Below are 22,420 nucleotides of genomic sequence, written 5' to 3'. Positions count from 1 at the left end.
GATCACACGCCCTCTCTAGAAAGAAAATCATGAGTCAGTTTTTTCAGATGCTTTCTTTCACCTGAGAGGACAAGGGTATCATCTTCTTCAATCACCGAGTCAGCACCCGGATTTAAAAACTTTTGCTGGTTGTGTTTAATGATGGCGATGACAGTGACATCATAGTTTTGACGGACATCAAGTTCGCCGAGGGTGCGCCCGATTGACTTCGCGCCTTTTTCCACCTTAAACCATTCAATAATGAGGTCGCTAAACGCCATCTCGATGGATTCCAGCGCCTGCGGCTTATAGACCATGCCGCCTAAAATGGCTGCAATTTGCCTTGCTTCAGAATCATCCAATGAAATATTGGAAAGAAGCTCATCCGGATCCCGATCATCAAATCGATAGATTTCTCTTCTTCCGTCATCATGAATGATAATCGTCATTTTTTCGCGGTTTCTTGTTTCAATTTCAAATTTTTTGCCGATTCCCGGCAGATCGTTTTCTTTTATATTCAATGAAAATCCCTCCGAATGTAGTGTTGGCATAAAAGATAGGGTACAAACAAAACGATATACATTCATATTCGGAGGTAATTAGACTGGTATTTGACAGGGACGGCACAAACCCTTTCCAGCCTGTTGATGTGAGGATCATCAAGCGGCTTGACAGATAACGTTCTGATAGACTGCGCCAATGGATTGTACTCTTTCATAAACTCCGCCAGATGCAGACTGCCCGGTGACGGCGTTTTGGCTGATTGTGATTCTTTCGGATATGAGGACATTGGCACATAGCTGTCAGTGCTTGCATCAAACTGGGAGGGCAGGGCCACGTCAGAAGGGGGAAAGCACACCATAAATAAGCTTAATAGAAAGCTGATCAGCAATTTATCCATGTTACCTTCCCCCTTTCTCATTCTATATCCCTTCCATTTCACTATATAAAACTTTATGTTCCCATTCAAATGATATGCATTTTTCAGTATCTATTGACCTTGAAAAATAAAAAAGGTTTCTTTAAGGACGGTGGGGAATGTATATGAGAAAGAAAAAAGAAAGCGTATACATGGAGGTGTTTCATATGGATTATATTCAATATGAACTGAAGGGGCCTGTGGCAGAAATTGTGCTGAATCGTCCTGATGCTCATCACGCCTTGAATGAGCAAATGCTTTTCGAGCTGAAGGAGGCGTGTGAAAAGGTTTCTGAAAGCGAGGCGCTCATCGTCCTCCTGAGAGGTACCGGAAAAGGTTTTTCGGCAGGCGGCGATATACGGATGATGACCTCTGAGCATGACCCTGATCAATTTAGGCAGCTGATGGATACGATCGAAGCCATTACTTTAACGTTATACGAAATGAAAAAAGTGACAATTGCCGCTGTCCATGGTGCTGCCGCTGGGCTGGGCTTGAGTTTAGCACTTTGTGCTGACATTGTGCTTGCGGAGAAAAATGCCGTCCTTGCAATGAACTTTATCGGCATCGGCCTTGTTCCTGATGGCGGGGGACATTATTTGCTGAAAAAAAGGATTGGGGAAGCGAAAGCGAAAAATCTGATTTGGAGCGGGAAAAAGCTATCCGCTGAAGAAGCGGCTGGCATGGGTCTCTTGGATGGAACATTTAACGGAGATCCTGCGGAAGGTGCAAGACCTTATGTTGAAACGCTTTTAGCCTCGCCCTTATTGGCAATGATTGAGACGAAAGCCATTTTTCAAAGCCTCCATATTGATGAATTGAAGAAGGTGCTGGCTCTTGAACGAAGTGCCCAGGAGAGAATGAGGAGGACAAAAGATCACCAGGAAGGAATCCGTGCATTTTTAGAGAAACGGGAGCCGAAGTTTCAAGCATAACAGATCAGCCGGGAAGCTGATCATCTCTGAAACAAAATCAGCTTTCCGGCTGCATTCACTAAACGATGGGTATGACGATGAAGCTCTTTTTCCTTTAACAGGGCTTCACCCTGCTGTTTTGCCGCATCTTCGTTTTCCGCCTCAAATCGCTCGTTTATCAGTGTTTCTCCCGAAGGATCAAAAGCCGTAAGAAAATACTCCGCCATCATATTTCGCCTCCAACTTCATCATTTATCGTTCTTTCTTCATTTATATTCTAAATAGCAAACCAAAATCCTTTATTATGTTTTAACCAAATATAGTATATAATGGGGCAGGGAAGGAGGAGATTCGGTGCTGACGATTGATCACGTAACGAAGACATTTGGAGATTATAAAGCGGTTGACGGTTTGAATCTGGAAATTCCGGAACAGCAAATGTTTGGCCTCTTAGGCGCAAACGGAGCGGGAAAAACGACGACCTTTCGCATGATTCTCGGCTTATTAAGCATTACGGAGGGTACGATCAGCTGGAAAGGCCGTCCCGTCAACTACAGTATGAGCAACAAAATCGGATATTTGCCGGAAGAGCGCGGACTTTATCCGAAAATGAAGGTAAAGGACCAGCTTGTCTATCTGGCAAGATTAAAAGGCATGGAGAAACGCGAAGCCGTAAAAGAGCTTGGAACATGGCTTGAACGCTTCAATATAACAGAATACGAGAATAAAAAAGTAGAAGAGCTTTCAAAAGGAAACCAGCAGAAAATCCAGTTTATTTCGTCGGTTTTGCATAAGCCTGAGCTGCTGATTCTCGATGAACCATTCAGCGGGCTGGACCCTGTCAATGTCGAGCTGTTGAAGGAGGCTGTTATCTCTTTGAAAAACAGCGGTGTCTCGATTTTATTTTCCAGCCATCGGATGGAGCATGTCGAAGAGCTGTGTGAGCACCTTTGTATTTTGCAAAAAGGGAAGCCTGTTGTGCAAGGCAGACTGAAGGAAATTAAACGTTCATTCGGCAAAAAGAATGTGACCATTCATTCCGATGACGATCTGCATTTTTTACAGGGGCATGAAGGAATTACGCAATGGAAAGAAACGGCTGGCGGCGTAAAACTGCAAATTGCCAATGAAGACATCTCTCAAGAGATCTTCGCCATGCTCCAAGGAAAAGGATTTATTCGAAAGTTTGAGCTTGAAGAGCCGTCACTCCATGATATTTTTATAGAAAAGGTGGGGGCCGTCTATGAATAAATTTTTGATCATGCTTTCTCATACATACAAAAATAAGATTATGGCAAAGTCTTTTATTATTTCTACTGTGATCACAGTTCTGCTTGTATTGGCTGTCACCAATTTAGAATCGATCATTTCTATGTTTCAAGGAGAAGATACAAAAGAGAAAATTGCTGTTATTGATGAAACAAACGAATTATATCCGATTTTCTCAAAGCAGCTGAAAGCAGTCGATACAGATAGCGATCTTGATGTGAAGCAGTCTAAGCAATCAGAGGAAAAGGTTATAAAGCAAGTCAAAGAGGAAACGCTTGATGGGATGCTCATTATCAAAAGAGATGAAAAAGGGACGATCTCAGGGACGTACAAAGCGTTAACGATTTCGGATGAAAGCACGTACCAAACACTGCAGCAGGCGTTAACACAAACAAAAACCGCTGTTGGAACAGAGGAGCTCGGCGTTTCGCAGGAAACCATCAGCAGCCTCTATGCGCCTGTCACTGTCGGGCAGGAGGCGCTGAAAGAGGGTGCAAAGTCTGAGGAAGAGCTGGGGCAGGCGATGGGGCTTGTTTACATTATGCTGTTTGTCATATATTTCTCCGTTATTATGTATGCCAGTATGATTGCGATGGAGGTTGCGACTGAAAAATCTTCGCGTGTCATGGAAATCCTCATCTCAAGCATGCCGCCGATCCAGCAAATGTTTGCAAAGCTGTTAGGCATCGGGCTTGTCGGAATAACACAGCTTGCTGTCATTATTTCTGCCGGATATCTATCGCTGAAGCTGAACAAAACGAGCGAAACGGCTTCATCTGTCGGCGGTTTTCTTAATCTGACCGACGTTCCCGTTTCTACCGTGATATATGCTGTTATTTTCTTTTTGCTCGGTTACTTTTTATATGCGACACTGGCCGCGTTTCTTGGCAGCGTCGTCAGCAGAATAGAGGACGTGCAGCAAACGATCACACCGATGACGCTTTTGGTGGTTGCCGGTTTTATGATTGCCATGTTCGGACTAAACGCTCCGGACGCAGGATTTATTACGGTCACATCGTTTATCCCGTTCTTTACGCCGATGATTATGTTCTTGCGCGTCGGCATGCTTGATATTCCGTTTTGGCAGGCGGCTGCCGGCATCGGGATAACATTGCTCACCATTATCATACTTGCCGTCATTGGCGCCAGAATCTATAAAGGCGGCGTCTTGATTTACGGCAACTCAAGCGCGTTTAAAGCAATCAAACAAGCGCTGCGTTTGTCAAAAAGCTGATTGGAAAACAGCCTGGGGATGCTCAGGCTGTTTTTGATTGTATTCGTTTTGACAGAACGTGCATTCGTAAGAAATCGGTGCTAAAATAAGGGTACTTCATCCTGGAAAGGAGCAGAATGTTGACTGATCTAACCTTTATTCATGCGGCAGATCTTCATCTCGACAGCCCGTTTTACGGGATATCGCATCTGCCGGAACCCATTTTTGCCCGGATCAAAGAAAGCACGTTTTCAAGCGTGAGACATATCATAGACGCTGCAATCACAGAGAACGTTGATTTCGTTTTGCTGGCGGGGGATCTGTTTGATGAGGCCAATCGAAGTTTAAAGGCGCAGCTCTTTTTGAAAAAACAGTTCGATAGACTTAGAGAGTACAGGATTTCAGTCTATGTGATTTTTGGGAACCATGATCATCTCGGCGGAGAATGGACGCCGATTGAATGGCCGGAGAATGTTCACATGTTTACATCCCCAGTCCCTGAAGAAAAATCGTTTTATAAGGATGGCAGGCGCGCAGCAAGCATTTACGGTTTCAGCTATCAGACCAGAGCCGTGACGGAAAACCAAGCCGCCCGCTACCGGAGATCAACTGACGCGCCCTTTCATATCGGGATGCTCCACGGCACGTTATCAGGATCTGAAGGACACGATCCATATTGTCCGTTTACTCAGGATGATCTTGTGAAAAGCGGGATGGATTATTGGGCGCTTGGCCATATTCACAAAAGCCAGGTTGTTTCTGCCGGGAATCCGGCCGTGATATATCCGGGAAATCCTCAAGCGCGCCATATGAAGGAGACAGGAGATAAAGGCTTTTATCTTGTCCGTGTGGAGCGCGGAGATATTTCCTATGAATTTAAGAAAGCGCATGACGTCCTGTGGGAGAAAGCAGAAGTTGATGTGTCAGCGATAGAGAATATGACCGCGCTCTTTCAAATTGTCGAGGACACGTTTTCAAAGCTGCGGAAAAAAGGGACTCCTGCTTGTGTGAAGCTCGTATTACAGGGGATCGCGCCAGAATGGTTATCGGATGCGCCGAGAGGTTCACTGGACGAGCTCCTTGAAGCCTTTCAGGAGCAAGAGGTGGACGAGGAGAATTTTATATGGCCGCTCTCATTGGAAGATGAGACGGAAAATGAAGCAGAGCTTAAGAGCCTTGATCCTTTTTTTGGCGGTTTATTGGAAGACATTGAACAGACTGATCTTGCAGGCGTGCTGGAAGGACTTGAACGGCATCCTGTATATAGGAGACACGCAGACCGGTTTAGTCAAGAGGAGATAAAGGAAATAAAAGAGCAGGCACAGGTTTTATTGAAAAGACAGCTTAAGGTGCTTGAGTCATGAGGCGGTGAAAGCTATGCGAATCATATCAATACATATCTACCAATACGGAAAATTTTCAAATCGAACCTTTCACTTTTCCGCCTCGCCTGTCCAATTAATCTACGGATTAAATGAGGCAGGAAAAACGACGATGATGTCATTTATCGAAAGCATGCTGTTTGGTTTTCCGAAATCGAAAAAATATGAACCGAAATCAGGCGGTGTGTATGGCGGTGTTCTTGAGGCTGAACACCCTGAATACGGCGTGATGAAGATTGAACGGACGAAAGGAACCGCTGAGAAGGTAAGGGTGTACACAGAAACCGGAGAGGTAAAGCAGGAAGAGTTTCTGAAGCAGCTGTTCCAGGGTACGGACAGGGCGCTGTACAAAGCCATTTATTCGTTTGACGTATTCGGATTGCAGGAAATTCACGCCTTTAATCGGGACAAGATTGGAGAATTCCTGCTGTTTTCCAGCCTGTTTGGCGCTGAAGCTGTATCAAAGCTTGATTCAAGACTGATGAAGGAAAGCGAAAGGCTCTTTAAACCAAACGGCCGAAACCCTCATTTGAATCAGGAGCTGGAAACGCTGAAACAGCTGGCAGCAAAGCTGAAGCAGGCTGAAGCGGAGGAGGCGGGCTATCATCAGCTACTTGAGGAGAAAAGAACGCTCGAATCCCGTCTTGCTGCTACTGAAACAGAGCTGAATGAGACTGCGGAACATATTCGAAACATCGACAGGGCCATTGAACTGAAGCCGGTGCTAACCGAAAAAACTGCGCTGAAACAGGCGATTGAACAATATCCGGAGCATGCGGGGCAATTCCCTGCTGACGGGTTACATCGTTTAGAAAAGTATGAATCCCATCTTCATCCGAAATCCGCACAGCTGGAGGCGCTTCGGGTAAAGCTTGCAGAGTTGGACAAACAGCTGCAAAAGCTTAACCCGAATGAGGATATATTGGCGAATGAAGCGCTTATCCTAGAGCTATCATCAGCGTATCATATGTACCAATCCTACGGGGAACAGCTTGCCGCCATCCAGGCTCAGCTGCGTCAGTCCTCTTCACAGGCAGCGGCTGGGCTGGAGCAGCTGAATAAAACGGATGAAAATGAACTGCTGAATATGAACACGTCTTATGACTATGAATGGCAGCTCCAGCAGGCGGTGCGGCATTACGTACAGGCAAGAGACAGAAAAAGACAGCTTGATGAAGCGTTTGAAGCGGCGCGGCGCGAGCTGGAAGACGCTGAAAGGGCAATTCGTGACGTATCTACCGCCATACTTGAAAACAGCCAAAGAAAAGAAAAAGAAGCCGCTCTTAAAGCATATGATGAAGCACAGGGACAGCATCAAGAGCAGATGAAACTGAGGGAACAGCTGAAGTTCTTCGAAAGGCAGCAGGCGAAACAAAAGAAGATCGTGATTGCAGCAGGCATTCTCTTCATGGTTCTCTTTCTGCTGCTGGGGCAATGGATTCCAACCATATGCGTCGGCGCTGCATTCATGCTGTATGCCTTTACAACTGGCAGAAAGCCGCTGTCTTCTGAAGAAGTAAGGGAGAGGGAAGAGCCAGAAATGGATATTTCTCCGCGAGAAGCCGAAGCGATTAGAGAAGCGTTATGGGAGGATGACCGCAATAAACAGCACCTCACATCGTTGCGGGCAGAGCTCCAGCAGAAAGAGGCAGCCTACGAAAGGATCATCCAGCAATTCGAACAGTGGGAGGCCGATATGGCTCCCTCCTTCAGCCAAGCTGAGCAATTCATGAATGAACTCGGATTTAAGGAAGACCCTTCCTTCTTACTGGATGCTTACCATGTCATGAAGGGTGTAAAAAAAGAAGTGAAGAAAAAACATGAGCTGACGATCGAAGCCGGGAGACTACAAAAGCTTCGGCGAACATTTGAGGAACGCGTCAGAATGCTGCATTCTGACAAAAACGATTCTCAAACCCCCGTGGCTGATGTCCTTCACGCACTGCGGAAAAATGCGGAACGCGAAAAAGAGATCGAGAAGCAAAAAAGAGAAATTGAAACAGATATCCAATTTCACGAAGAGCAGGTGCTGGAGCTGGAGCAAGAGATACGGTATTTCCAAGCGCAGATCGAACAATTATTCACTGAGGCGGGTGCAAAAAACAGAAATGAGTTTTTCGCCATAGCCGACATCAGCAAGAAATTGAAGGATACTGAAATAAGGCTGTATAACGTTAATGCACAGCTTCAAGGTGTCAGCTCAGCAGAACTTCATCTGGCGGACTCCGGCACTCTTTCTGAATTGGAACAAAAACGACTGCAGGAACATGAAAAAAAAGAACGGCTCGATGAGGAGCTGAAACAGCTGCGCGCTCAAATCGCATTGCTTTTGGTCAAACAGGAACAGTTAGAGGCTTCGGGATTGGTCTCAGATCTCAAATTGCAAACTGAAATGCAAAAAGAGCGTGTGAAAGAAGCTGCAAAAAAATGGGCATCGATTCAAATGGTCAGACATGTGATCAGAAACAAAATGGAGCGGCATAAAAAAGTCGGCCTGCCGCGTCTTTTGGAGACGGCTGGAGAATTCTTCCGCCCGCTGACTGACGGCAGCTATCAATCGATTTATTTTTCCGAAACAGATGATTCCATCTTGGTTATGAACAGCGCTGGAACGGTATTTCAGACGGAAGAGCTGTCTCAGGGCACGTGTGAACAGCTGTATACAGCAATTCGTTTCGCTCTGGCCGTTACTCGTCAGGATGGGGCAATGCTGCCATTCCAGCTCGACGACAGCTTTGTCCATTTCGATCAGAAACGTCTGAACCGCGTGCTGGAAATGCTTGCTGTTTTATCAGGAGGAGAACGGCAGATTTTCTATTTTACATGCCATGAACATGTAAAAAATGCGTTTCAAAGTGATCAAATCATCCATTTAGTATCATAAATGAGGTTATATAGCTGAAAATCGGTATGTGATATACTGATATTATGTAAGATACGGAGGGAGCTTTAATAGTATGGCTAAAGGGATTATGCTACATGAGGTTGGCGAACAGGTTGACCAATATCTATTGATCAAATCCTTAACAAAAGGGATTGCAAGCAATGGAAAACCGTTTTTAACTCTGATGCTTCAAGACCAGTCAGGTGATATTGAAGCCAAGCTGTGGGATGCCAAGCAAAGTGATGAAGTAACCTATGCGCCGCAGACGATCGTTAAGGTTGTGGGGGATGTCCACCATTACCGCGGGCGCACCCAGCTGAAGCTGAGAAATATCAGACCGGTAAGCGAGAATGAAAACGTCAATATTGATGATTTTTTGGAAACTGCGCCGATTCCGAAAAATGAAATGCTGGATACCATCACTCAATATATATTTGAAATGAAAAATCCAAATATCCAGCGGATAACAAGATATTTGGTCAAAAAGCACGAAGCAGAATTTATGGATTATCCGGCGGCTACGAAAAATCATCACGAGTTTGTCTCAGGTTTAGCGTATCACGTCGTCTCTATGCTGAATCTGGCAAAAGCAATTGCTGATTTATATCCGTCTCTTGACCGTGATCTTCTTTATGCAGGAGTTATCCTTCACGATCTCGGAAAAGTGAAAGAGCTGTCCGGGCCCGTTTCCACTTCCTATACAGTAGAAGGCAATCTGCTCGGCCATATTTCCATTATGGTCACAGAGCTGTCAAAAGCGGCTGAGGAGCTTCAAATCGATTCTGAAGAGGTGTTGATTCTTCAGCACTTGATCCTGAGCCATCACGGCAAAGCAGAATGGGGCAGCCCAAAACCGCCGATGGTAAAAGAAGCGGAAATTTTGCACTATATTGATAATCTGGATGCGAAAATGAATATGATGGACAGAGCGCTGGAGCGCGTGAAGCCGGGTGAGTACACTGAACGTGTATTTGCACTTGAAAACCGTTCCTTTTATAAACCGACTTTTCATCAATAATCAAAAAGGACTGATGCTGACATGTTCAGCTCAGTCCTTTTTTACATGCTTTTCCCGCTCATAACCTGTCTCATTCCTGCATAAGGTTAAAAATAAAGAATCTATGCAAAAGGGGGAGAAGCCCGTGTTGTTTTTTCCATGGTGGGTATATCTTTGTATTGTGGGTATCATTTTCAGTGCATATAAGCTGGTGTCAGCAGCCAAAGAGGAAGATAAGTTAGACCAGTCTTTTATTGAAAAAGAAGGTCAGATTTATATTGAAAGGATGGAAAAAGAAAAAGAACGCCGCACGTCCCAGCAGCGTGAGGAAGAAAACCAAAATCATTCCATCGCATAAAAAAAGCTGCGCAGCTCCGGTGAGCCTGCACAGCTTTTTTTTATTATTTAGAACTGTTTGAAGGACTGCTAGTAGAAGCAGAAGTGTTAAATGTATCCTTCAAATCTTTATCCTGCACATCGATGTCAGCTTTTTTCATTACTTTTTGAACGGCTGCTTGCACAGCTGTATTGTCATTAAGTTTTTGCTCAAGAACTTCAGATTTCAGCTCTTTTTTCATATCTTCATATTTTCCGCGTTCTTCAGTCTTTTTGATGATATGGTAGCCATATTGTGTTTTCACAGGATCACTGACTTCGCCAGTTTTTAATTTGAATGCAGCTTTGCTGAATTCAGCGACCATACCGTCTTTCGCAAACCAGCCAAGGTCCCCGCCTTGTGAAGCAGAGTTGTCTGTAGAGTATTCTTTCGCAAGGTCTTCGAATTTCTCGCCTTTTTTCAGCTTTTTCTCCACTTCTTCAGCTGTCTTTTTATCAGCGACAAGGATGTGGCTTGCGCGGATTTTATTTTTTAAGCCTTCCCAGTATTCTTTTATATCGTCATCTGTAACCTTGATGTTATCTTTAGCTGCTTTTTGTGTAAGTAATTCAAATTTAACTTGTTCTTTAAGGTAATCTTTTCCATATTGATCTTCTAACGCAGTATATTGATCCCCGAGCTGTGTTTTGTATTCTTTCAGCTTGTTGTCAATTTCTTTATCTGATACTTTGTATTTCTTGTCCAAAACTTTTTCTTGCACCAGCTGAGTCAGGACGCTCGCTCCAGCTTGTTTTTTCATGTTTGTGTAAAGTTCGCCTTTTGTTACATCGCCTGCGTCTGTTTTTGCGATGACTTCTTTGTCGCCGCTGCTGCAAGCACTGAGAGCGAGGATGCTTGTAGCAGTGATAGCTGCTATTGCGATTTTCTTCATTGTTTTCAAACACTCCTAATCATTCCAAATTGAATTGCCTATGCGTATCATAACATATTGTGGCTTTCTGTAAAAAGATTTTAAATAAAGGGCATTCGTCTAGTCAAACTTTCGCTGATGACATACAAATATATTGATCAAGAAAAGGAGGTATGTAACATGAGCGGAGGATATTCAAACGGTTTCGCTTTGCTTGTTGTACTGTTCATTTTGCTTATCATTGTAGGTGCAGCTTACATCTACTAAGCAGCAAAAGGGATCGCTTGTTGAATAAGCGATCCTTTACTTTCACAAGCGCCTAATCGTTTCATCAATTAACTGCATAAGATGTAATTGGAAAATAAAGCTTTTTACAGGAGGTGCTTTTTAAGATGGGTGAAGTATTTGCAGGCGGTTTCGCTTTATTGGTCGTCTTATTTATCTTGTTGATTATCATCGGCGCTTCTTGGCTTTACTAATCAATGCAAAAAAGCATAGCTGCCGGTTCTAGCGAGACCGGCAGCTATGCTTTCTTTACTTCCTTCATATTTAAACAGTAAAGGATATCTCCACAAATGAAGAGATCAGTAAAATTAATATACATACATTGATAAATCGAAATACCTTATCCTGGCGCTCTTCAGGAATCTCTCTGACAAGGCATAATGTATTGGTGAGCCTGTTTATAAAGTAAACAATAAACAAGGCAGTCACGATAAAATAGAATAAAATGATGGGAGATTCCCCCTCTCTCTGAACTGCTCCCATATTACATTACCAAATATTTATCAAAAAAGATAGAATGTAAACTGAAAAATCGGCACAGCGCCAAGCGTCCGCTACTTTTCGACCAAAATATCCAAGCCGTCTGCTTCCTGATCGATAAAGCATGCTTTCGGTGCTTGCATCAGCTTCAGAGCCAGCAAAAAGTCAGGCAGACAGTAGCCTGCATGAATGCCTGAAATCATGCAGAAGTAATGGGCGTGATTCGGAAACGCCAGCGCGGCGTAAAATAATACAGGTGTTATCAGCATAAAAGGGCTTAACAGTGAAATCAGCATCGTCGTTTTCGGTATTCGTTTCCACGTTCGCATACGCCATATATAAATCTTTTTTTCTATTTTTCTTTTTTTGCAGATGATCGGCAGGACATGGATGACTTTATGTACAAATAAAATAACGACGAGCAAAACGCCGAACAGCGGTACATATTCATCGCTCAAGCTTGTTTTAGGCCGCAACAGCTCAAATGCTAAGAAGTTAGATATAAAAACCATAATCATGAAACACACAGCAATCAATATTATGCGAACGGCACCATAATCTTTCATCAGATTTATGGTTTTCCAGCAATTCATCAAAGTCATCCTTCCGTACATCTTGAATAGAATCTCAAAATAATTTACTCCTCCCAAGAAAAAAAATCAATGCTTTTTTAAGAAAAAATATCTTTCAATAGGTATTTTTTTGAAAGGAGCAAACAATCTATGAAATATGGGGTTAGAACTTTCTTCTCAGTGAATTATCAGCTAAAATAAGATTAAAGATAGAAAGAAGTGGTGTGGATGGATTCGATGGATCATCGCATTGAGCGATTGGAATATTACATACAATTATTAGTGAAAACAGTGGATATGGACAGGTACCCTTTCTATGCGCTGCTGATTGATAAAGGGCTGAGCAGAGAAGAAGGGGAAGAGGTTGTGCGCATATGCGGTGAATTGTCGGAGGAGCTGGCAGCACAAAAAGCGCAAGGATTTGTAACCTTTGATAAGCTCCTTGCGCTTTTTGCCGGACAGCTGAACGAAAAATTAGATGTTCATGAAACGATTTTTGCCCTGTATGAGCAGGGGCTTTATAAAGAACTGATGGAAGTTTTTATAGACATTATCAGACACTTTGATTAACTGTTTACAGGTTCAAGTTCTTCGGCTGATTTATCCGCAGCAGTGTCCGTTGCTTTTTTCTTCAGTTTTCCGTTTACGCTTTCAAAGTCGTTGTCGATATTTGTGAGTGATGTTTCAAAGATTTCCATAAAATCATCGCCGTATATATGGCGGATCATACACATCATTTCTGCCACTTCAGGGAACTTTCCGAATAAATGATACAGAGGCTGTGACCCTTTAAAAACCGCGTTGCGCGTCGGATCAAATTCTTCAAGCAAGCTCCAGAATACCTCAGTTCCTTCCTCAGTCAGCTGAACATATGTGTTTCGTTTATCGTTCAGCCGTTTTGAAAACCTTAAATACCCGCGTTCTTCAAGCTTTTTTGAAAAGTTAAATGCCGTTGAAACGTGCATGACTCCGAACTTTGCAATTTCAGAAATGGAAGCTCCATTCAGCTGATAAGCAATCCATAAAATATGGTGCTCATTAATATTCAGGTCATACGGTTTGAGCCATTGCTGCCAATCCTTCTCAATCGATTTCCAAAGAGCTTTGCTAAGCTGAGCCATTTTCTGGGTGAAGACCAGAGCCTCTTTCACATCATAAGGCGGTTCCACTTGATTCATTACGTCACCTGCTTCTCTTTATCTTTTTCTCTATTATGCCAATAAAATAAAGATTAATAAAGATGAAAATGTAAGAATTTTTTAATAAATTCTTGAGCCGTTGCTAGGAAAGGCTTTTGCGAATAAAAAAAGTACAGGTCATGTTATGACCCGCACTTTTTTCCTTTGAATAGGATATTAGTTTTGTAAGGTTTTCTCCAGCTGTTTGATTTTTTCTTCAATATCGGCGATTTCTTTTTGAAGATCCTGCTGATGAGGTTTGATCTCTTCCTGCCATTTTTTAATTGAGGTTTGCAGTTCACCGCTCACGTCTTTAATGACATCTGCACTTTCTTTTGCCGCTTTCACTAGCTGGTCCTTTAAAGTTAAGCCGTCTGATTTTAAGCGCTTGATCGTTTCTTCAAAAGAATCGCAATTGGTTTTGATTTTTTCACGCAGCTGTTTACCTGAAGAAGGTGCTGATAGAAGAACTGCAGCACCTCCGATGATGCCGCCCACGAATAGTCCTGTTAATAGAGAACGTCCGTCCGCCATTAAAATCACCCCGTTTTTTTCTTGAAATATGATACGTGCAGCTTTTTCAATTTTGTTCGAAGAATGAACTTCTATACATAGCTTGCTTTATTTTAGCATATTTTTTAAGTGAAAAGGAGGGAGAAGGTTGTCTGTCTTTATGATTGTGTTATCCTGCATCACTCTTGCCTTTGCAACAGGCGCCATTTACTATATCAGACTTCTCAGCCAGGCTGCTTCTTATCCGCCGAAGAAAGTCATCCGGCAGAAAGCGCTTGTTTGTTCAACCGGAACCGCCTTTACACTATGTCTTATCTTTTTCACAAAACTCCTCGCTTAAAACATGCTGACATGCTGCGGGCTCTTTTTTTAAAAAAACCTCTCCCGGAAGCGGAAGAGGTTTTGTGTCACATTTATTTTGCAGCTTCCATAAAACTTGAGCGTCTTAAAATGGTTTGCACAATCGGATACATCATGATCATGGCAATTGTATTCAATACTGCTGCCGGCAGAACGACTGCGGCAAATAATGCGGCGAAACCGCCAGGCAAACCGACGATAAATAAAGCTGACGTTAAAAATACAGTTCCTGATAAGATGGTGCCGATGACTGTCAGCACTGCGGCTGCAGCTGTTTTCTGGCTCTTTCTGACCAGAAGGAACAGGAAGAAAAACAGAAATGCTGATACAGGTTTGTCAATGATATTCGGAATCTGTCCGGCCGGAAATGCGGTTGTAAGAGCTGAAATGATCCCGGTCACAATCCCGATAACGAGTACATTTTGCACCCGCGGGAACAGAAGGATGCCCATAAACATCATGATCAGCATCATATCTGGTTTCATCCCGCCTAAAAAGGGCGGAATAATGGAATGGAGCGCTGCGCCGATTGCGGCAAACAGAGCCATAATGACTAACTCTTTTGTTTTCATAACTATGCTCTCCTCTGCTAAGCTTTTTGCCCTCCAATAATATGCTCATCATTTATTGCGAAGGCTTAAAGAATTTGTTATGCAAACAGTATACCAAACGAATGGTTTGCACAGCCAGACTTTTTACTCATTTTCCTGCTGGAATTTCTTCATGAACGCAGCTAATTTTTCACAGTCTTCCAGTGACACCGCATTATAAATGGAAGCACGGCAGCCTCCTACTGAACGGTGTCCGCCAAGGCCTACCATTTTTGTTTCTTTTGCCTCCTGAACGAACTTTTTCGTTAAACCGTCATCACGGAGCGTAAAGGTAACGTTCATGCATGAACGGCTGTCCTTTCTGGCATGGCCTTTATAGAAGCCATTGCTTTCGTCAATGCAGCTGTAAAGAACCTGTGCTTTTTGTTCGTTGCGCTGTTCAGCGGCTTCAACTCCGCCGTTTTTCTTCAGCCACTCAAGGACGAGGCTCAGCATATAAATGGCAAATGTAGGCGGAGTGTTGTAAAGAGAATCCGCTTTGACATGTGTTGAATATTTAAGGATTTTCGGAACGTTGGCATTTTCATTTTGCAGCCATGATTTTTTCATTACGACAACGGTAACACCTGAAGGACCAAGGTTTTTTTGGGCACCGCCGTAAATGACGTCAAAGTTGGATACATCTATTTTTCGGCTTAAAATATCGCTGGACATGTCAGCGACAAGCGGAATTGGAGAATTCGGGAATTCCTGCCACTGTGTGCCGAAAATCGTATTGTTAGATGTAATATGTAAATATGCGCCGTCTTTTATATCTGTAAGGTCAACCTTGGGAATGTAGCTGTAATTGTCTGATTCGCTTGTTGCCGTCACAGATGTGTTTCCGAACAGTTTCGCTTCAGCGAGCGCTTTTTCAGACCAAGCGCCTGTCATCACAAAATGAGCGGTTTTTTTAGGTGTTAAAAAGTTCATCGGAAGCATTGAGAATTGAAGGCTTGCCCCGCCTTGAAGAAACAGAATGTCATAGTCTTCCGGGATGTCCATCAGTTCAATCAGCAAGCTTTTCGCTTTTTGATGCACCGCTTCATATTCTTTGCTGCGGTGGGAAAGCTCCATAACGGACATGCCGGATTCATTAAAATCAATAAACTCTTTCTGTGCTGTTTGCAGAACTTCTAATGGCAGCGCTGCAGGACCTGCGTTAAAATTCGTTGTACGTTCCATCATGATCTCTCCCTGTTTTCCACGTTAATGTAATAAATAATACAATTATCCTATCACAAAAATTCAGTTTTTTTGATAAAAAATTAGAATTATCAAAAGAAAATGACGAATATTTGCGAATTGTTCACAAATAAAAAAACCTCATCTTTATGATGAGGCCAGGCGTTTGGCAATGGATGAAGAAATGTCTTGGAGATCTTCCGGTTTGTAATCATCTGCATGTGTTTTCCACACTGCTCCGAATCCGTCTCCTTTTCCGTAGCGCGGGATAATATGCATATGGTAATGGAAAACAGATTGTCCTGCTTTTTCGCCGTTGTTGTTTAACGTATTTAAGCCGATCGGTTCAAATTCATCCCTGATGGCGCGGGCAATTTTCGGAACGGCGTGAAAATATTGTTTCGCTAATTCGTCTGTAAATTCGTAAACATTTTCAATATGGGTTTTCGGGATAACAAGGGTGTGGCCTTTCGTCACTTGGCTGATATCGAGAAATGCCAGCACATGTTCATCTTCATAAACCTTTGCTGACGGGATTTCGCCGGCGATAATTTTACAAAAGATACAATTCTCTGCACTATGCATGAGGGTTCCTCCTTATGAAATTGTTTTTTTATGTATAAACTCATCGTACCACAGAAATGAAGAAAATAGAAAACAGGATGAACGGCGGAGCGTTCACCCTGAATGCAGAGGAATCAGCTTTATGAAGAAAATGTGATATGCCTTTGGTAAGCACCTCATTTGTCAATAAAATGAAGACTTGTTTAATGCCTAACGATTCCTGCGATAAACACCTCATTTGATAGTCAGCTTCAGAAATGAAGATTCATCAATTCAGTGAATGCAAAAAGGTTTGAGCATAGGACATGTTATTTTCTATCCAACTGTGCCTAAGACGTCTTTGACAAACACCTCATTTTTCAGTTGATATGCTTTTTCCTCTACAACGATTATATTGTCCAGAAACCTGTCTCTTTATTACAGCAAATTCATCATTTGTTAAAAGGGAATTGTTTCAAATCAGGCTTTGTTTTTGGTACTATGAAGAAAAACAATATAAGGGGAGAAACTATGTCTCTGCTATCGGTAAAAGACTTAACCGGCGGTTATACGAGAAATCCGGTTTTGAAAAACGTGTCATTCACCCTTGAGCCGAACCAAATTGTCGGTTTAATCGGTTTAAATGGTGCAGGTAAAAGTACAACAATCAGACATATCATCGGGCTGATGGACCCGCATAAAGGATCTATTGAGTTAAACGGGAAAACCTTTGCTGAGGATCGGGAAGGCTATCGGTCCCAATTCACTTATATTCCTGAGACACCCGTCTTATATGAAGAACTGACGCTGATGGAACACCTTGAATTGACGGCGATGGCATACGGCCTTTCAAAAGAAACGATGGAAAAAAGATTGCCGCCGCTGTTAAAGGAATTTCGAATGGAAAAAAGGCTGAAATGGTTCCCGGCGCATTTTTCTAAAGGAATGAAGCAGAAGGTCATGATCATGTGTGCGTTTTTGGCAGAGCCTGCGCTCTACATCATTGATGAGCCGTTTCTGGGACTTGATCCGCTGGCAATCAATGCTCTGCTTGAGCGGATGAATGAAGCGAAGAAAAGCGGGGCGAGCGTGCTGATGTCAACGCACATCCTGGCAACGGCGGAGCGCTATTGTGATTCGTTTATCATTTTACATAACGGCGAAGTGCGGGCGCGCGGCACGCTGTCCGAGCTCAGAGAGCAGTTTGGAATGAAGGACGCGGCGCTGGATGATTTGTATCTAGAGCTCACAAAGGAAGACGCTGGCCATGAATAACATGCTGGATATTTGGCAGTCACGGCTGCAGGAGCATATTAAAGAAACAAGAATGTATATGAAATATATGCTCAACGATCACCTCGTTATCGTTTTGATCTTTTTTATCGCAGGTGCGGCGAGCTGGTACAGCAAATGGGTACGGGACATTCCCGCTCACTTTCCGTCCTTTTGGGTGATGGCCGTTCTGTTTTCACTCGTTCTGACAGGATCTTATGTGCGGACGCTTTTAAAGGAGGCTGACCTTGTCTTCTTATTGCCGCTTGAGGCTAAGATGGAGCCGTATTTGAGACAGGCGTTTGTTTACAGCTATGTGTCCCAGCTGTTTCCGCTGATTGCACTGAGCCTTGTAGCGATGCCGCTTTATTTCGCTGTCACGCCGGGAGCATCGCTCGTGTCGTACGCGGCGGTATTTGTACAGCTTCTGCTGCTGAAAGCGTGGAATCAGGTCTTGGAATGGCGTATGACGTTTCAAAATGACCGAAGCATGAAACAGATGGATCTTGTCATTCGTTTTGCCGCTAATACACTCGTTCTGTATTTTGTTTTTCAGTCTGTTTATGTGTATGCGCTTGTGATCTATATCATTATGGCGGCTCTTTATCTTTATGTGTCTTCCGCTGCAAAAGGAAAAACATTTAAATGGGAAAGCCATATTGAATACGAATTGAGACGCAAGCAGCGTTTTTACCGGATTGCCAACCTGTTTACGGATGTGCCGCATTTAAAGAAACAAGCGAAACGGAGAGCGTATCTCGACTTTTTGCTGCGGTTTGTGCCGTTTGAACAGCGTAAAACGTTCGCCTATATGTTTGCCCGCGCGTTTTTGCGTTCAAGTGATTATCTGGGCATTCAAGTCAGATTAACCGTTATTTTCGCGCTGATTATTATGTATGCGTCTGCAAGCCCGATGATCGCAGGGATTTTGACTGTGTTTACCGTCTTTATCACAGGCATTCAGCTTCTGCCGCTGTTTGGCCACTTTGACCATCTGGCGCTTCAAGAGCTATATCCTGTCAAAAAGGAAGCGAAGCTGAAAAGCTATTTCTCTCTATTAAAAACTGCGCTTAGCGTGCAGGCTCTGCTCATGGCAGCGGCCTCTGCATATGCTGCGGGCGCTGCAGGTTTTCTGTACGCGCTGATCGGCTCTGCCGTCTTGATCTTTGTCGTTCTGCCGTCTTACATGACCGCCAGATTAAAAAAACACGGAAAGCTGTGAGCTGAAAAAAGGGGTAGGTCAAATGAGCGAGAATCTGCTGATGCAGGAAGCTCTTCAATGGAAAATGCATTTTTTGCGAAAGGATTCCATGTTTGAACGCTTCTCAAAGCGTGTGCAAACAAAGGTGAATGAACGAATACCTGAAAAAATTCATGCAGCGGTAACTGAAAGCGTGAAAAAAATGGTGGAAGCAACGATGGCAGGATCTAATATCATCACTTATAAGAAGGATACAAGCACGCTTTCACTCAGTGAAAAAAACGAGCTTGCGAAAAAAACGATTGCTTCTTATCAGAAAGTGGCGGCTGCTGAAGGAGTCGGCACCGGGGCGGGCGGCATCTTTTTAGGTATTGCCGATTTCCCGCTGCTGCTTTCCATAAAGATGAAATGTTTATTCACTTTGTCCTCGATATACGGCTTTGATGTGAAGAATGCAGAAGAAAGGATGTTTTTACTTCTTGTATTTCAGCTTGCTTTTTCAAGTGATGACTGCCGCAAATCACTTTTTTCTGTCATTGAAAACTGGGAGACGGAGAAAAAGGATATTGACTGGAGAGTGTTTCAGCAGGAGTATCGCGATTATATTGATGTCGTCAAGCTTTTTCAGCTTTTACCAGGGGTAGGGGCCGCAGTCGGCGGAATTGCCAATTATAAACTGCTTGCTCAGCTTGGAGATACAGCAAGACACGTTTTTCATCTGAGAATATTAAAGGAAACAGCCGGAGAGTAAAACTCCGGCTGTTTTTTTAAGATAAATGGTAAGTGATTGCAGCGCCCGCAAGCACTTTGGCAGCAGTCAGCATCGCTTTTTCATTGATATCAAATTTCGGATGGTGGTGGGAAAAGATACGCTCAGGCTGTTCAGGAGCGGCGCCGGTAAAGAAAAAGGTTCCTTTGACATGCTGTAAGTAATAAGAAAAATCTTCGCCGCCCATTTGCGGTTCACCTTGAAGAACCTGTTGAACGCCGTCTGTGGATTTTGCGACGTTTACCAGATGGCCGGTCTCCGCAGGGTGATTGACTACCGCCGGGTAGCCGCGTTCATAGTTGTAGTCATAGGAAGCGCCGTGCATGCTGCACACTCCTTTTACAACAGCTTCGATTTCTTTTTCCAGAATGTCGCGGACATTTTTATTAAACGAACGAGCTGTGCCAATGAGAGTTGCATGGTCTGCAATCACATTAAACGGGTTATCAGCCATGAAAGAGCCTGTCGATATGACAGCGGAGTGAATCGGATTGACTTTACGGCTGACAATATGCTGCAGCGAGGAAACGATTTGCGAGCCGATCAGGACGGCGTCTTTTGTATCATGGGGGTGAGCGCCATGGCCGCCCTTTCCGTGAATGCTGATTGTAAATCTGTCAGCTGCGGCCATTACGGCACCGGAGCGGCAGAGAATGGTTCCGATCGGCTCAGTCGCCCAAAGATGGGTGCCGAATATGACGTCTGCGTTTTCAAGACAGCCGTCTTCAATCATCGGTTTTGCGCCCCCTGGCGCGTACTCCTCAGCGTGCTGGTGGATCATAATAAATGTTCCTTTCAGATCATGCCTGTTCTGATAAAGCACCTTTCCGACGGCAAGCAGAGCCGCTGTATGGCCGTCATGGCCGCATGCATGCATGACACCGGGTACTTTGGAGGCGTAAGGAACATCTTTTTCATCCTGGATGGGAAGGGCGTCAAAATCGGCCCGCAATGCGACAGCAGGACCGGGCTCGCTGCCTTCAATATAAGCCAAAACTCCATTGCCGCCGACTTTGGTGCGGATCGGGACTCCTAACGATTCGTAATAGGAAGCAATAAAAGCGGCCGTTTTTTCTTCCTGATTGGACAGTTCAGGGTACATATGGAAATGGCGCCTGATTTCCACCATTTCATCGAAACAGCTGTCGAGCTGTTTGTTTATCTCTTTTTGCAGCGTCTTTATGGACAAAGCCGCTTCCCCCTTTTCTAAGCTTTTCCATGATTGTATAGAAAAAGTCTGAATATTTCAACTGGTCGGGTTTCAAAGCATGATCATCGCTGCAATGGTTGTCACCGAAAGTCCGATCACAACGGGGAGGAAGTTCTTTCTGGCAAGCTCAAATGGATCGACCTTGCAAATGGCTGCAGCGGGAATGAGCGCCCATGGAATAAGCGTACCGCCGCCCACCCAGATGGCTGATATTTGCCCGAGTGCGGTCAGGACGGCTGGATCAGCATGGAGAGCGGATGAAAAGAGCTTGGCGATGGAGCCGGCGAGGGAAATGCCTGAAAAACCTGAACCGTCGAGTCCGGTTACGGCTCCAGCGGCAGTCAAGGCTGCGGCGGCAAGCTCCTTAGACATAGGCATGGCGTGGGATAAGGCGATGCCGAGATCATTGACAATGCCGTGTGAATGTTTAGGGAGTTCAGTACCCAAGATGCTCTCATAGCCGGAATCACCAAGATAAAAGAAAGCGGCAATTGGAATGACGGGACCGAAAACCTTAAAGCCGAATTGAAACCCCTCGATAAAATATCCAGTGATTTTTTCAAGCCCTTTCTGTTTATACACAAGGAAATGAACGATCAGCAGGATGCAAATGGCCGATCCGCCAATTAACGCGGTTGCATCATTTCCTTGAAGGTTGAATATGACCATGCACGCGATATCAGCGGCAAATACAAGAGGAATCAAAAGAGCCAGCATTGACCGAAGACGTTTCGGCAAATACATTGAAGTGTCATGTTCTTCTGACATCGGGGAAAAAGAAGCGGGCCGCAATTGTTTTTTGCGTTCACGCTGAATCATAAAGAAAGCCGCAGTTGTTGTGGTCACGCCCATAATCAAAACGAGCGGAATGCTTGCTGAGATGACATCACCGACAGGGATGCTTGCTGCATCAGCTGTCAGTTTTGGCGCTGCCTGAATGACAAAGTCTCCTGAAAGGGCAAAGCCGTGCCCGAATAAATTCATTGCCATGGCGGCAGCGATAGGCGGCAGGCCGGCACGGGAGGCTGCCGGAAGCAGAACGGCGCCGATTAAAGCGACACCCGGCGAAGGCCAGAAGAATAGAGAAATGGCAAACATCAGTCCGCCAATCAGCCAGTATGCAATTACAGGACCTTTAACAAGACGGACAAAGGGAGAAATCATCGCTTCATTTATCCCTGTTTTCGTTAACACATCACTCATAGACACGATAAAACAAATGATGAAAATTGTAGGAAGCAGCTCAGATGCCGCATAGATGAAGCTGTGGAATAAACTGCTGACCGAAGCTGAAAGCGAATGGCTGGCCCATAACGAAATGATGAAAATCCCAAATAACGAAATAAAGGTTGTATCTTTTCGCAGCAGCATAAAAAGAATGATCGCTCCAATAAAAAACACATAAAGAACATGAACAGACATAATCCCGATTTCCATCATTGATCACTCCTTCCGCTT

The 22,420-nt window shown here is 44.1% G+C and carries 27 protein-coding genes; 14 read left to right on the top strand and 13 right to left on the bottom strand.

Translation table 11 applies throughout. The annotated features are described in order from the left end of the window. Positions 1 to 2: 2 nt before the first annotated feature. Positions 3 to 500, bottom strand: a complete 498-nt coding sequence (gene khtT / locus DIC78_RS04695; protein WP_010333581.1) for a K(+)/H(+) antiporter subunit KhtT — start codon at positions 498 to 500, stop codon at positions 3 to 5. A gap of 62 nt (positions 501 to 562) precedes the next feature. After that, on the bottom strand, positions 563 to 901 hold the full coding sequence (locus tag DIC78_RS04690) for a hypothetical protein (RefSeq protein WP_081638265.1): 339 nt from the start codon (positions 899 to 901) through the stop codon (positions 563 to 565). Positions 902 to 1,065: 164 nt separating this feature from the next. Here DIC78_RS04690 and DIC78_RS04685 point away from each other — a divergent pair, with 164 nt between their 5' ends. Then, on the top strand, positions 1,066 to 1,833 hold the full coding sequence (locus tag DIC78_RS04685; protein ID WP_127695568.1) for an enoyl-CoA hydratase: 768 nt from the start codon (positions 1,066 to 1,068) through the stop codon (positions 1,831 to 1,833). 20 nt (positions 1,834 to 1,853) lie between these two features. Here DIC78_RS04685 and DIC78_RS04680 read toward each other — a convergent pair whose 3' ends face one another. After that, the gene (locus DIC78_RS04680) at positions 1,854 to 2,039 is read right to left on the bottom strand and encodes a YhzD family protein (RefSeq protein WP_127695566.1); all 186 of its coding nucleotides are present in this window, start codon (positions 2,037 to 2,039) and stop codon (positions 1,854 to 1,856) included. Positions 2,040 to 2,166: 127 nt separating this feature from the next. Here DIC78_RS04680 and DIC78_RS04675 point away from each other — a divergent pair, with 127 nt between their 5' ends. The 6 genes from DIC78_RS04675 (at position 2,167) to DIC78_RS04650 (ending at position 9,915) form a co-directional block, all read left to right on the top strand. Continuing rightward, positions 2,167 to 3,063 carry an ABC transporter ATP-binding protein gene (locus DIC78_RS04675; RefSeq protein ID WP_044156564.1) on the top strand — a complete coding sequence of 299 codons (897 nt, stop codon included), beginning with the start codon at positions 2,167 to 2,169 and terminating at the stop codon, positions 3,061 to 3,063. Then, on the top strand, positions 3,056 to 4,315 hold the full coding sequence (locus tag DIC78_RS04670) for an ABC transporter permease (RefSeq protein ID WP_024120770.1): 1,260 nt from the start codon (positions 3,056 to 3,058) through the stop codon (positions 4,313 to 4,315). Before DIC78_RS04675 ends, DIC78_RS04670 begins: the two co-directional genes overlap by 8 nt. 116 nt (positions 4,316 to 4,431) lie before the next feature. Further along, positions 4,432 to 5,658 (top strand): metallophosphoesterase family protein, encoded by a 1,227-nt coding sequence (locus DIC78_RS04665; protein WP_127695564.1) that lies wholly within the window; start codon positions 4,432 to 4,434, stop codon positions 5,656 to 5,658. Positions 5,659 to 5,662: 4 nt separating this feature from the next. Continuing rightward, the gene (locus tag DIC78_RS04660; RefSeq protein ID WP_127695562.1) at positions 5,663 to 8,560 is read left to right on the top strand and encodes an ATP-binding protein; all 2,898 of its coding nucleotides are present in this window, start codon (positions 5,663 to 5,665) and stop codon (positions 8,558 to 8,560) included. A gap of 73 nt (positions 8,561 to 8,633) precedes the next feature. Beyond that, on the top strand, positions 8,634 to 9,578 hold the full coding sequence (gene yhaM / locus DIC78_RS04655) for a 3'-5' exoribonuclease YhaM (RefSeq protein WP_024120773.1): 945 nt from the start codon (positions 8,634 to 8,636) through the stop codon (positions 9,576 to 9,578). A gap of 124 nt (positions 9,579 to 9,702) precedes the next feature. Next, positions 9,703 to 9,915: a sporulation protein YhaL gene (locus tag DIC78_RS04650; RefSeq protein WP_010333590.1), complete on the top strand. Its 213-nt coding sequence runs from the start codon at positions 9,703 to 9,705 to the stop codon at positions 9,913 to 9,915. A 43-nt stretch (positions 9,916 to 9,958) separates the two neighbouring features. On the opposite strand, the gene DIC78_RS04645 is transcribed toward DIC78_RS04650, so the two are convergent. After that, a complete protein-coding gene (locus tag DIC78_RS04645; protein WP_127695560.1) occupies positions 9,959 to 10,825 on the bottom strand; it encodes a peptidylprolyl isomerase PrsA in 867 nt (288 codons plus the stop codon). 159 nt (positions 10,826 to 10,984) lie between these two features. Between DIC78_RS04645 and yhzE1 the strand changes: the two genes are divergently transcribed. Together yhzE1 and yhzE2 are read left to right on the top strand one after the other, a co-directional pair. Further along, positions 10,985 to 11,071, top strand: a complete 87-nt coding sequence (gene yhzE1 / locus DIC78_RS04640; RefSeq protein ID WP_003327753.1) for a sporulation protein YhzE1 — start codon at positions 10,985 to 10,987, stop codon at positions 11,069 to 11,071. A 125-nt stretch (positions 11,072 to 11,196) separates the two neighbouring features. Continuing rightward, positions 11,197 to 11,283, top strand: a complete 87-nt coding sequence (gene yhzE2 / locus DIC78_RS04635; RefSeq protein ID WP_003155248.1) for a sporulation protein YhzE2 — start codon at positions 11,197 to 11,199, stop codon at positions 11,281 to 11,283. 70 nt (positions 11,284 to 11,353) lie between these two features. Here the strand turns inward: yhzE2 and DIC78_RS04630 are convergent, their stop codons facing one another. Further along, positions 11,354 to 11,572: a hypothetical protein gene (locus DIC78_RS04630; protein WP_081638266.1), complete on the bottom strand. Its 219-nt coding sequence runs from the start codon at positions 11,570 to 11,572 to the stop codon at positions 11,354 to 11,356. Between the two features lie 71 nt (positions 11,573 to 11,643). After that, positions 11,644 to 12,162 (bottom strand): DUF3267 domain-containing protein, encoded by a 519-nt coding sequence (locus tag DIC78_RS04625; RefSeq protein WP_024120775.1) that lies wholly within the window; start codon positions 12,160 to 12,162, stop codon positions 11,644 to 11,646. A gap of 207 nt (positions 12,163 to 12,369) precedes the next feature. Here DIC78_RS04625 and DIC78_RS04620 point away from each other — a divergent pair, with 207 nt between their 5' ends. Then, positions 12,370 to 12,711: a YhaI family protein gene (locus tag DIC78_RS04620; RefSeq protein WP_024120776.1), complete on the top strand. Its 342-nt coding sequence runs from the start codon at positions 12,370 to 12,372 to the stop codon at positions 12,709 to 12,711. Here DIC78_RS04620 and DIC78_RS04615 read toward each other — a convergent pair. Both DIC78_RS04615 and DIC78_RS04610 read right to left on the bottom strand, forming a co-directional pair. Then, a complete protein-coding gene (locus tag DIC78_RS04615) occupies positions 12,708 to 13,319 on the bottom strand; it encodes an HTH-type transcriptional regulator Hpr (protein ID WP_127695558.1) in 612 nt (203 codons plus the stop codon). The two genes, DIC78_RS04620 and DIC78_RS04615, sit on opposite strands and share 4 nt — an antisense overlap. A 177-nt stretch (positions 13,320 to 13,496) precedes the next feature. Further along, positions 13,497 to 13,853: a YtxH domain-containing protein gene (locus DIC78_RS04610; RefSeq protein ID WP_024120778.1), complete on the bottom strand. Its 357-nt coding sequence runs from the start codon at positions 13,851 to 13,853 to the stop codon at positions 13,497 to 13,499. A gap of 127 nt (positions 13,854 to 13,980) precedes the next feature. Here DIC78_RS04610 and yhzF point away from each other — a divergent pair, with 127 nt between their 5' ends. Further along, positions 13,981 to 14,172, top strand: coding sequence for a membrane protein YhzF (yhzF, locus tag DIC78_RS04605; RefSeq protein ID WP_024120779.1), 192 nt, complete (start codon positions 13,981 to 13,983; stop codon positions 14,170 to 14,172). Between the two features lie 73 nt (positions 14,173 to 14,245). Here yhzF and trpP read toward each other — a convergent pair whose 3' ends face one another. The 3 genes from trpP to DIC78_RS04590 all read right to left on the bottom strand — a co-directional run bounded on the left by trpP (position 14,246) and on the right by DIC78_RS04590 (position 16,552). Next, positions 14,246 to 14,764 (bottom strand): tryptophan transporter TrpP, encoded by a 519-nt coding sequence (gene trpP, locus DIC78_RS04600; protein WP_105955310.1) that lies wholly within the window; start codon positions 14,762 to 14,764, stop codon positions 14,246 to 14,248. A gap of 123 nt (positions 14,765 to 14,887) precedes the next feature. Next, positions 14,888 to 15,967: a phosphoserine transaminase gene (serC, locus tag DIC78_RS04595; RefSeq protein WP_127695556.1), complete on the bottom strand. Its 1,080-nt coding sequence runs from the start codon at positions 15,965 to 15,967 to the stop codon at positions 14,888 to 14,890. A gap of 147 nt (positions 15,968 to 16,114) precedes the next feature. Then, the gene (locus DIC78_RS04590) at positions 16,115 to 16,552 is read right to left on the bottom strand and encodes an HIT family protein (RefSeq protein ID WP_003327743.1); all 438 of its coding nucleotides are present in this window, start codon (positions 16,550 to 16,552) and stop codon (positions 16,115 to 16,117) included. A 489-nt stretch (positions 16,553 to 17,041) separates the two neighbouring features. Between DIC78_RS04590 and ecsA the strand changes: the two genes are divergently transcribed. From ecsA to DIC78_RS04575, 3 genes are read left to right on the top strand one after another with little or no spacing between them, the layout of a single operon-like run. Then, positions 17,042 to 17,785 (top strand): ABC transporter ATP-binding protein EcsA, encoded by a 744-nt coding sequence (gene ecsA / locus DIC78_RS04585; RefSeq protein ID WP_024120782.1) that lies wholly within the window; start codon positions 17,042 to 17,044, stop codon positions 17,783 to 17,785. Further along, the gene (locus DIC78_RS04580; protein WP_106020624.1) at positions 17,778 to 19,004 is read left to right on the top strand and encodes an ABC transporter permease; all 1,227 of its coding nucleotides are present in this window, start codon (positions 17,778 to 17,780) and stop codon (positions 19,002 to 19,004) included. Before ecsA ends, DIC78_RS04580 begins: the two co-directional genes overlap by 8 nt. A gap of 22 nt (positions 19,005 to 19,026) precedes the next feature. Continuing rightward, on the top strand, positions 19,027 to 19,734 hold the full coding sequence (locus DIC78_RS04575; RefSeq protein ID WP_106020623.1) for an EcsC family protein: 708 nt from the start codon (positions 19,027 to 19,029) through the stop codon (positions 19,732 to 19,734). Between the two features lie 16 nt (positions 19,735 to 19,750). Here DIC78_RS04575 and DIC78_RS04570 read toward each other — a convergent pair whose 3' ends face one another. Together DIC78_RS04570 and DIC78_RS04565 are read right to left on the bottom strand one after the other, a co-directional pair. Further along, positions 19,751 to 20,941 carry a M20 family metallopeptidase gene (locus tag DIC78_RS04570; RefSeq protein ID WP_127695554.1) on the bottom strand — a complete coding sequence of 397 codons (1,191 nt, stop codon included), beginning with the start codon at positions 20,939 to 20,941 and terminating at the stop codon, positions 19,751 to 19,753. 72 nt (positions 20,942 to 21,013) lie between these two features. Continuing rightward, entirely contained in the window at positions 21,014 to 22,402 is a 1,389-nt protein-coding gene (locus DIC78_RS04565) for a hypothetical protein (protein WP_106022385.1), read from the bottom strand. Positions 22,403 to 22,420: the final 18 nt, after the last annotated feature.

The sequence above is a fragment of the Bacillus halotolerans genome (genome assembly GCF_004006435.1).
GTDB classification, from domain to species: Bacteria; Bacillota; Bacilli; order Bacillales; family Bacillaceae; genus Bacillus; species Bacillus halotolerans.
The sequence above is the reverse complement of the archived record's forward strand: the minus strand, read 5'-3'. Positions and strand labels throughout refer to the sequence as shown.

Coding starts and splice junctions, on each gene's coding strand:
- DIC78_RS04690 (WP_081638265.1), bottom strand. CDS start 901: ATGAGAAAGGGGGAAGGTAACATGGATAAATTGCTGATCAGCTTTCTA.
- DIC78_RS04685 (WP_127695568.1), top strand. CDS start 1,066: ATGGATTATATTCAATATGAACTGAAGGGGCCTGTGGCAGAAATTGTG.
- DIC78_RS04680 (WP_127695566.1), bottom strand. CDS start 2,039: ATGGCGGAGTATTTTCTTACGGCTTTTGATCCTTCGGGAGAAACACTG.
- DIC78_RS04670 (WP_024120770.1), top strand. CDS start 3,056: ATGAATAAATTTTTGATCATGCTTTCTCATACATACAAAAATAAGATT.
- DIC78_RS04665 (WP_127695564.1), top strand. CDS start 4,432: ATGTTGACTGATCTAACCTTTATTCATGCGGCAGATCTTCATCTCGAC.
- yhaM (WP_024120773.1), top strand. CDS start 8,634: ATGGCTAAAGGGATTATGCTACATGAGGTTGGCGAACAGGTTGACCAA.
- DIC78_RS04645 (WP_127695560.1), bottom strand. CDS start 10,825: ATGAAGAAAATCGCAATAGCAGCTATCACTGCTACAAGCATCCTCGCT.
- yhzE1 (WP_003327753.1), top strand. CDS start 10,985: ATGAGCGGAGGATATTCAAACGGTTTCGCTTTGCTTGTTGTACTGTTC.
- yhzE2 (WP_003155248.1), top strand. CDS start 11,197: ATGGGTGAAGTATTTGCAGGCGGTTTCGCTTTATTGGTCGTCTTATTT.
- DIC78_RS04630 (WP_081638266.1), bottom strand. CDS start 11,572: ATGGGAGCAGTTCAGAGAGAGGGGGAATCTCCCATCATTTTATTCTAT.
- DIC78_RS04625 (WP_024120775.1), bottom strand. CDS start 12,162: ATGAATTGCTGGAAAACCATAAATCTGATGAAAGATTATGGTGCCGTT.
- DIC78_RS04620 (WP_024120776.1), top strand. CDS start 12,370: ATGGATTCGATGGATCATCGCATTGAGCGATTGGAATATTACATACAA.
- DIC78_RS04615 (WP_127695558.1), bottom strand. CDS start 13,319: ATGAATCAAGTGGAACCGCCTTATGATGTGAAAGAGGCTCTGGTCTTC.
- DIC78_RS04610 (WP_024120778.1), bottom strand. CDS start 13,853: ATGGCGGACGGACGTTCTCTATTAACAGGACTATTCGTGGGCGGCATC.
- trpP (WP_105955310.1), bottom strand. CDS start 14,764: ATGAAAACAAAAGAGTTAGTCATTATGGCTCTGTTTGCCGCAATCGGC.
- serC (WP_127695556.1), bottom strand. CDS start 15,967: ATGGAACGTACAACGAATTTTAACGCAGGTCCTGCAGCGCTGCCATTA.
- DIC78_RS04590 (WP_003327743.1), bottom strand. CDS start 16,552: ATGCATAGTGCAGAGAATTGTATCTTTTGTAAAATTATCGCCGGCGAA.
- ecsA (WP_024120782.1), top strand. CDS start 17,042: ATGTCTCTGCTATCGGTAAAAGACTTAACCGGCGGTTATACGAGAAAT.
- DIC78_RS04580 (WP_106020624.1), top strand. CDS start 17,778: ATGAATAACATGCTGGATATTTGGCAGTCACGGCTGCAGGAGCATATT.
- DIC78_RS04575 (WP_106020623.1), top strand. CDS start 19,027: ATGAGCGAGAATCTGCTGATGCAGGAAGCTCTTCAATGGAAAATGCAT.
- DIC78_RS04565 (WP_106022385.1), bottom strand. CDS start 22,402: ATGATGGAAATCGGGATTATGTCTGTTCATGTTCTTTATGTGTTTTTT.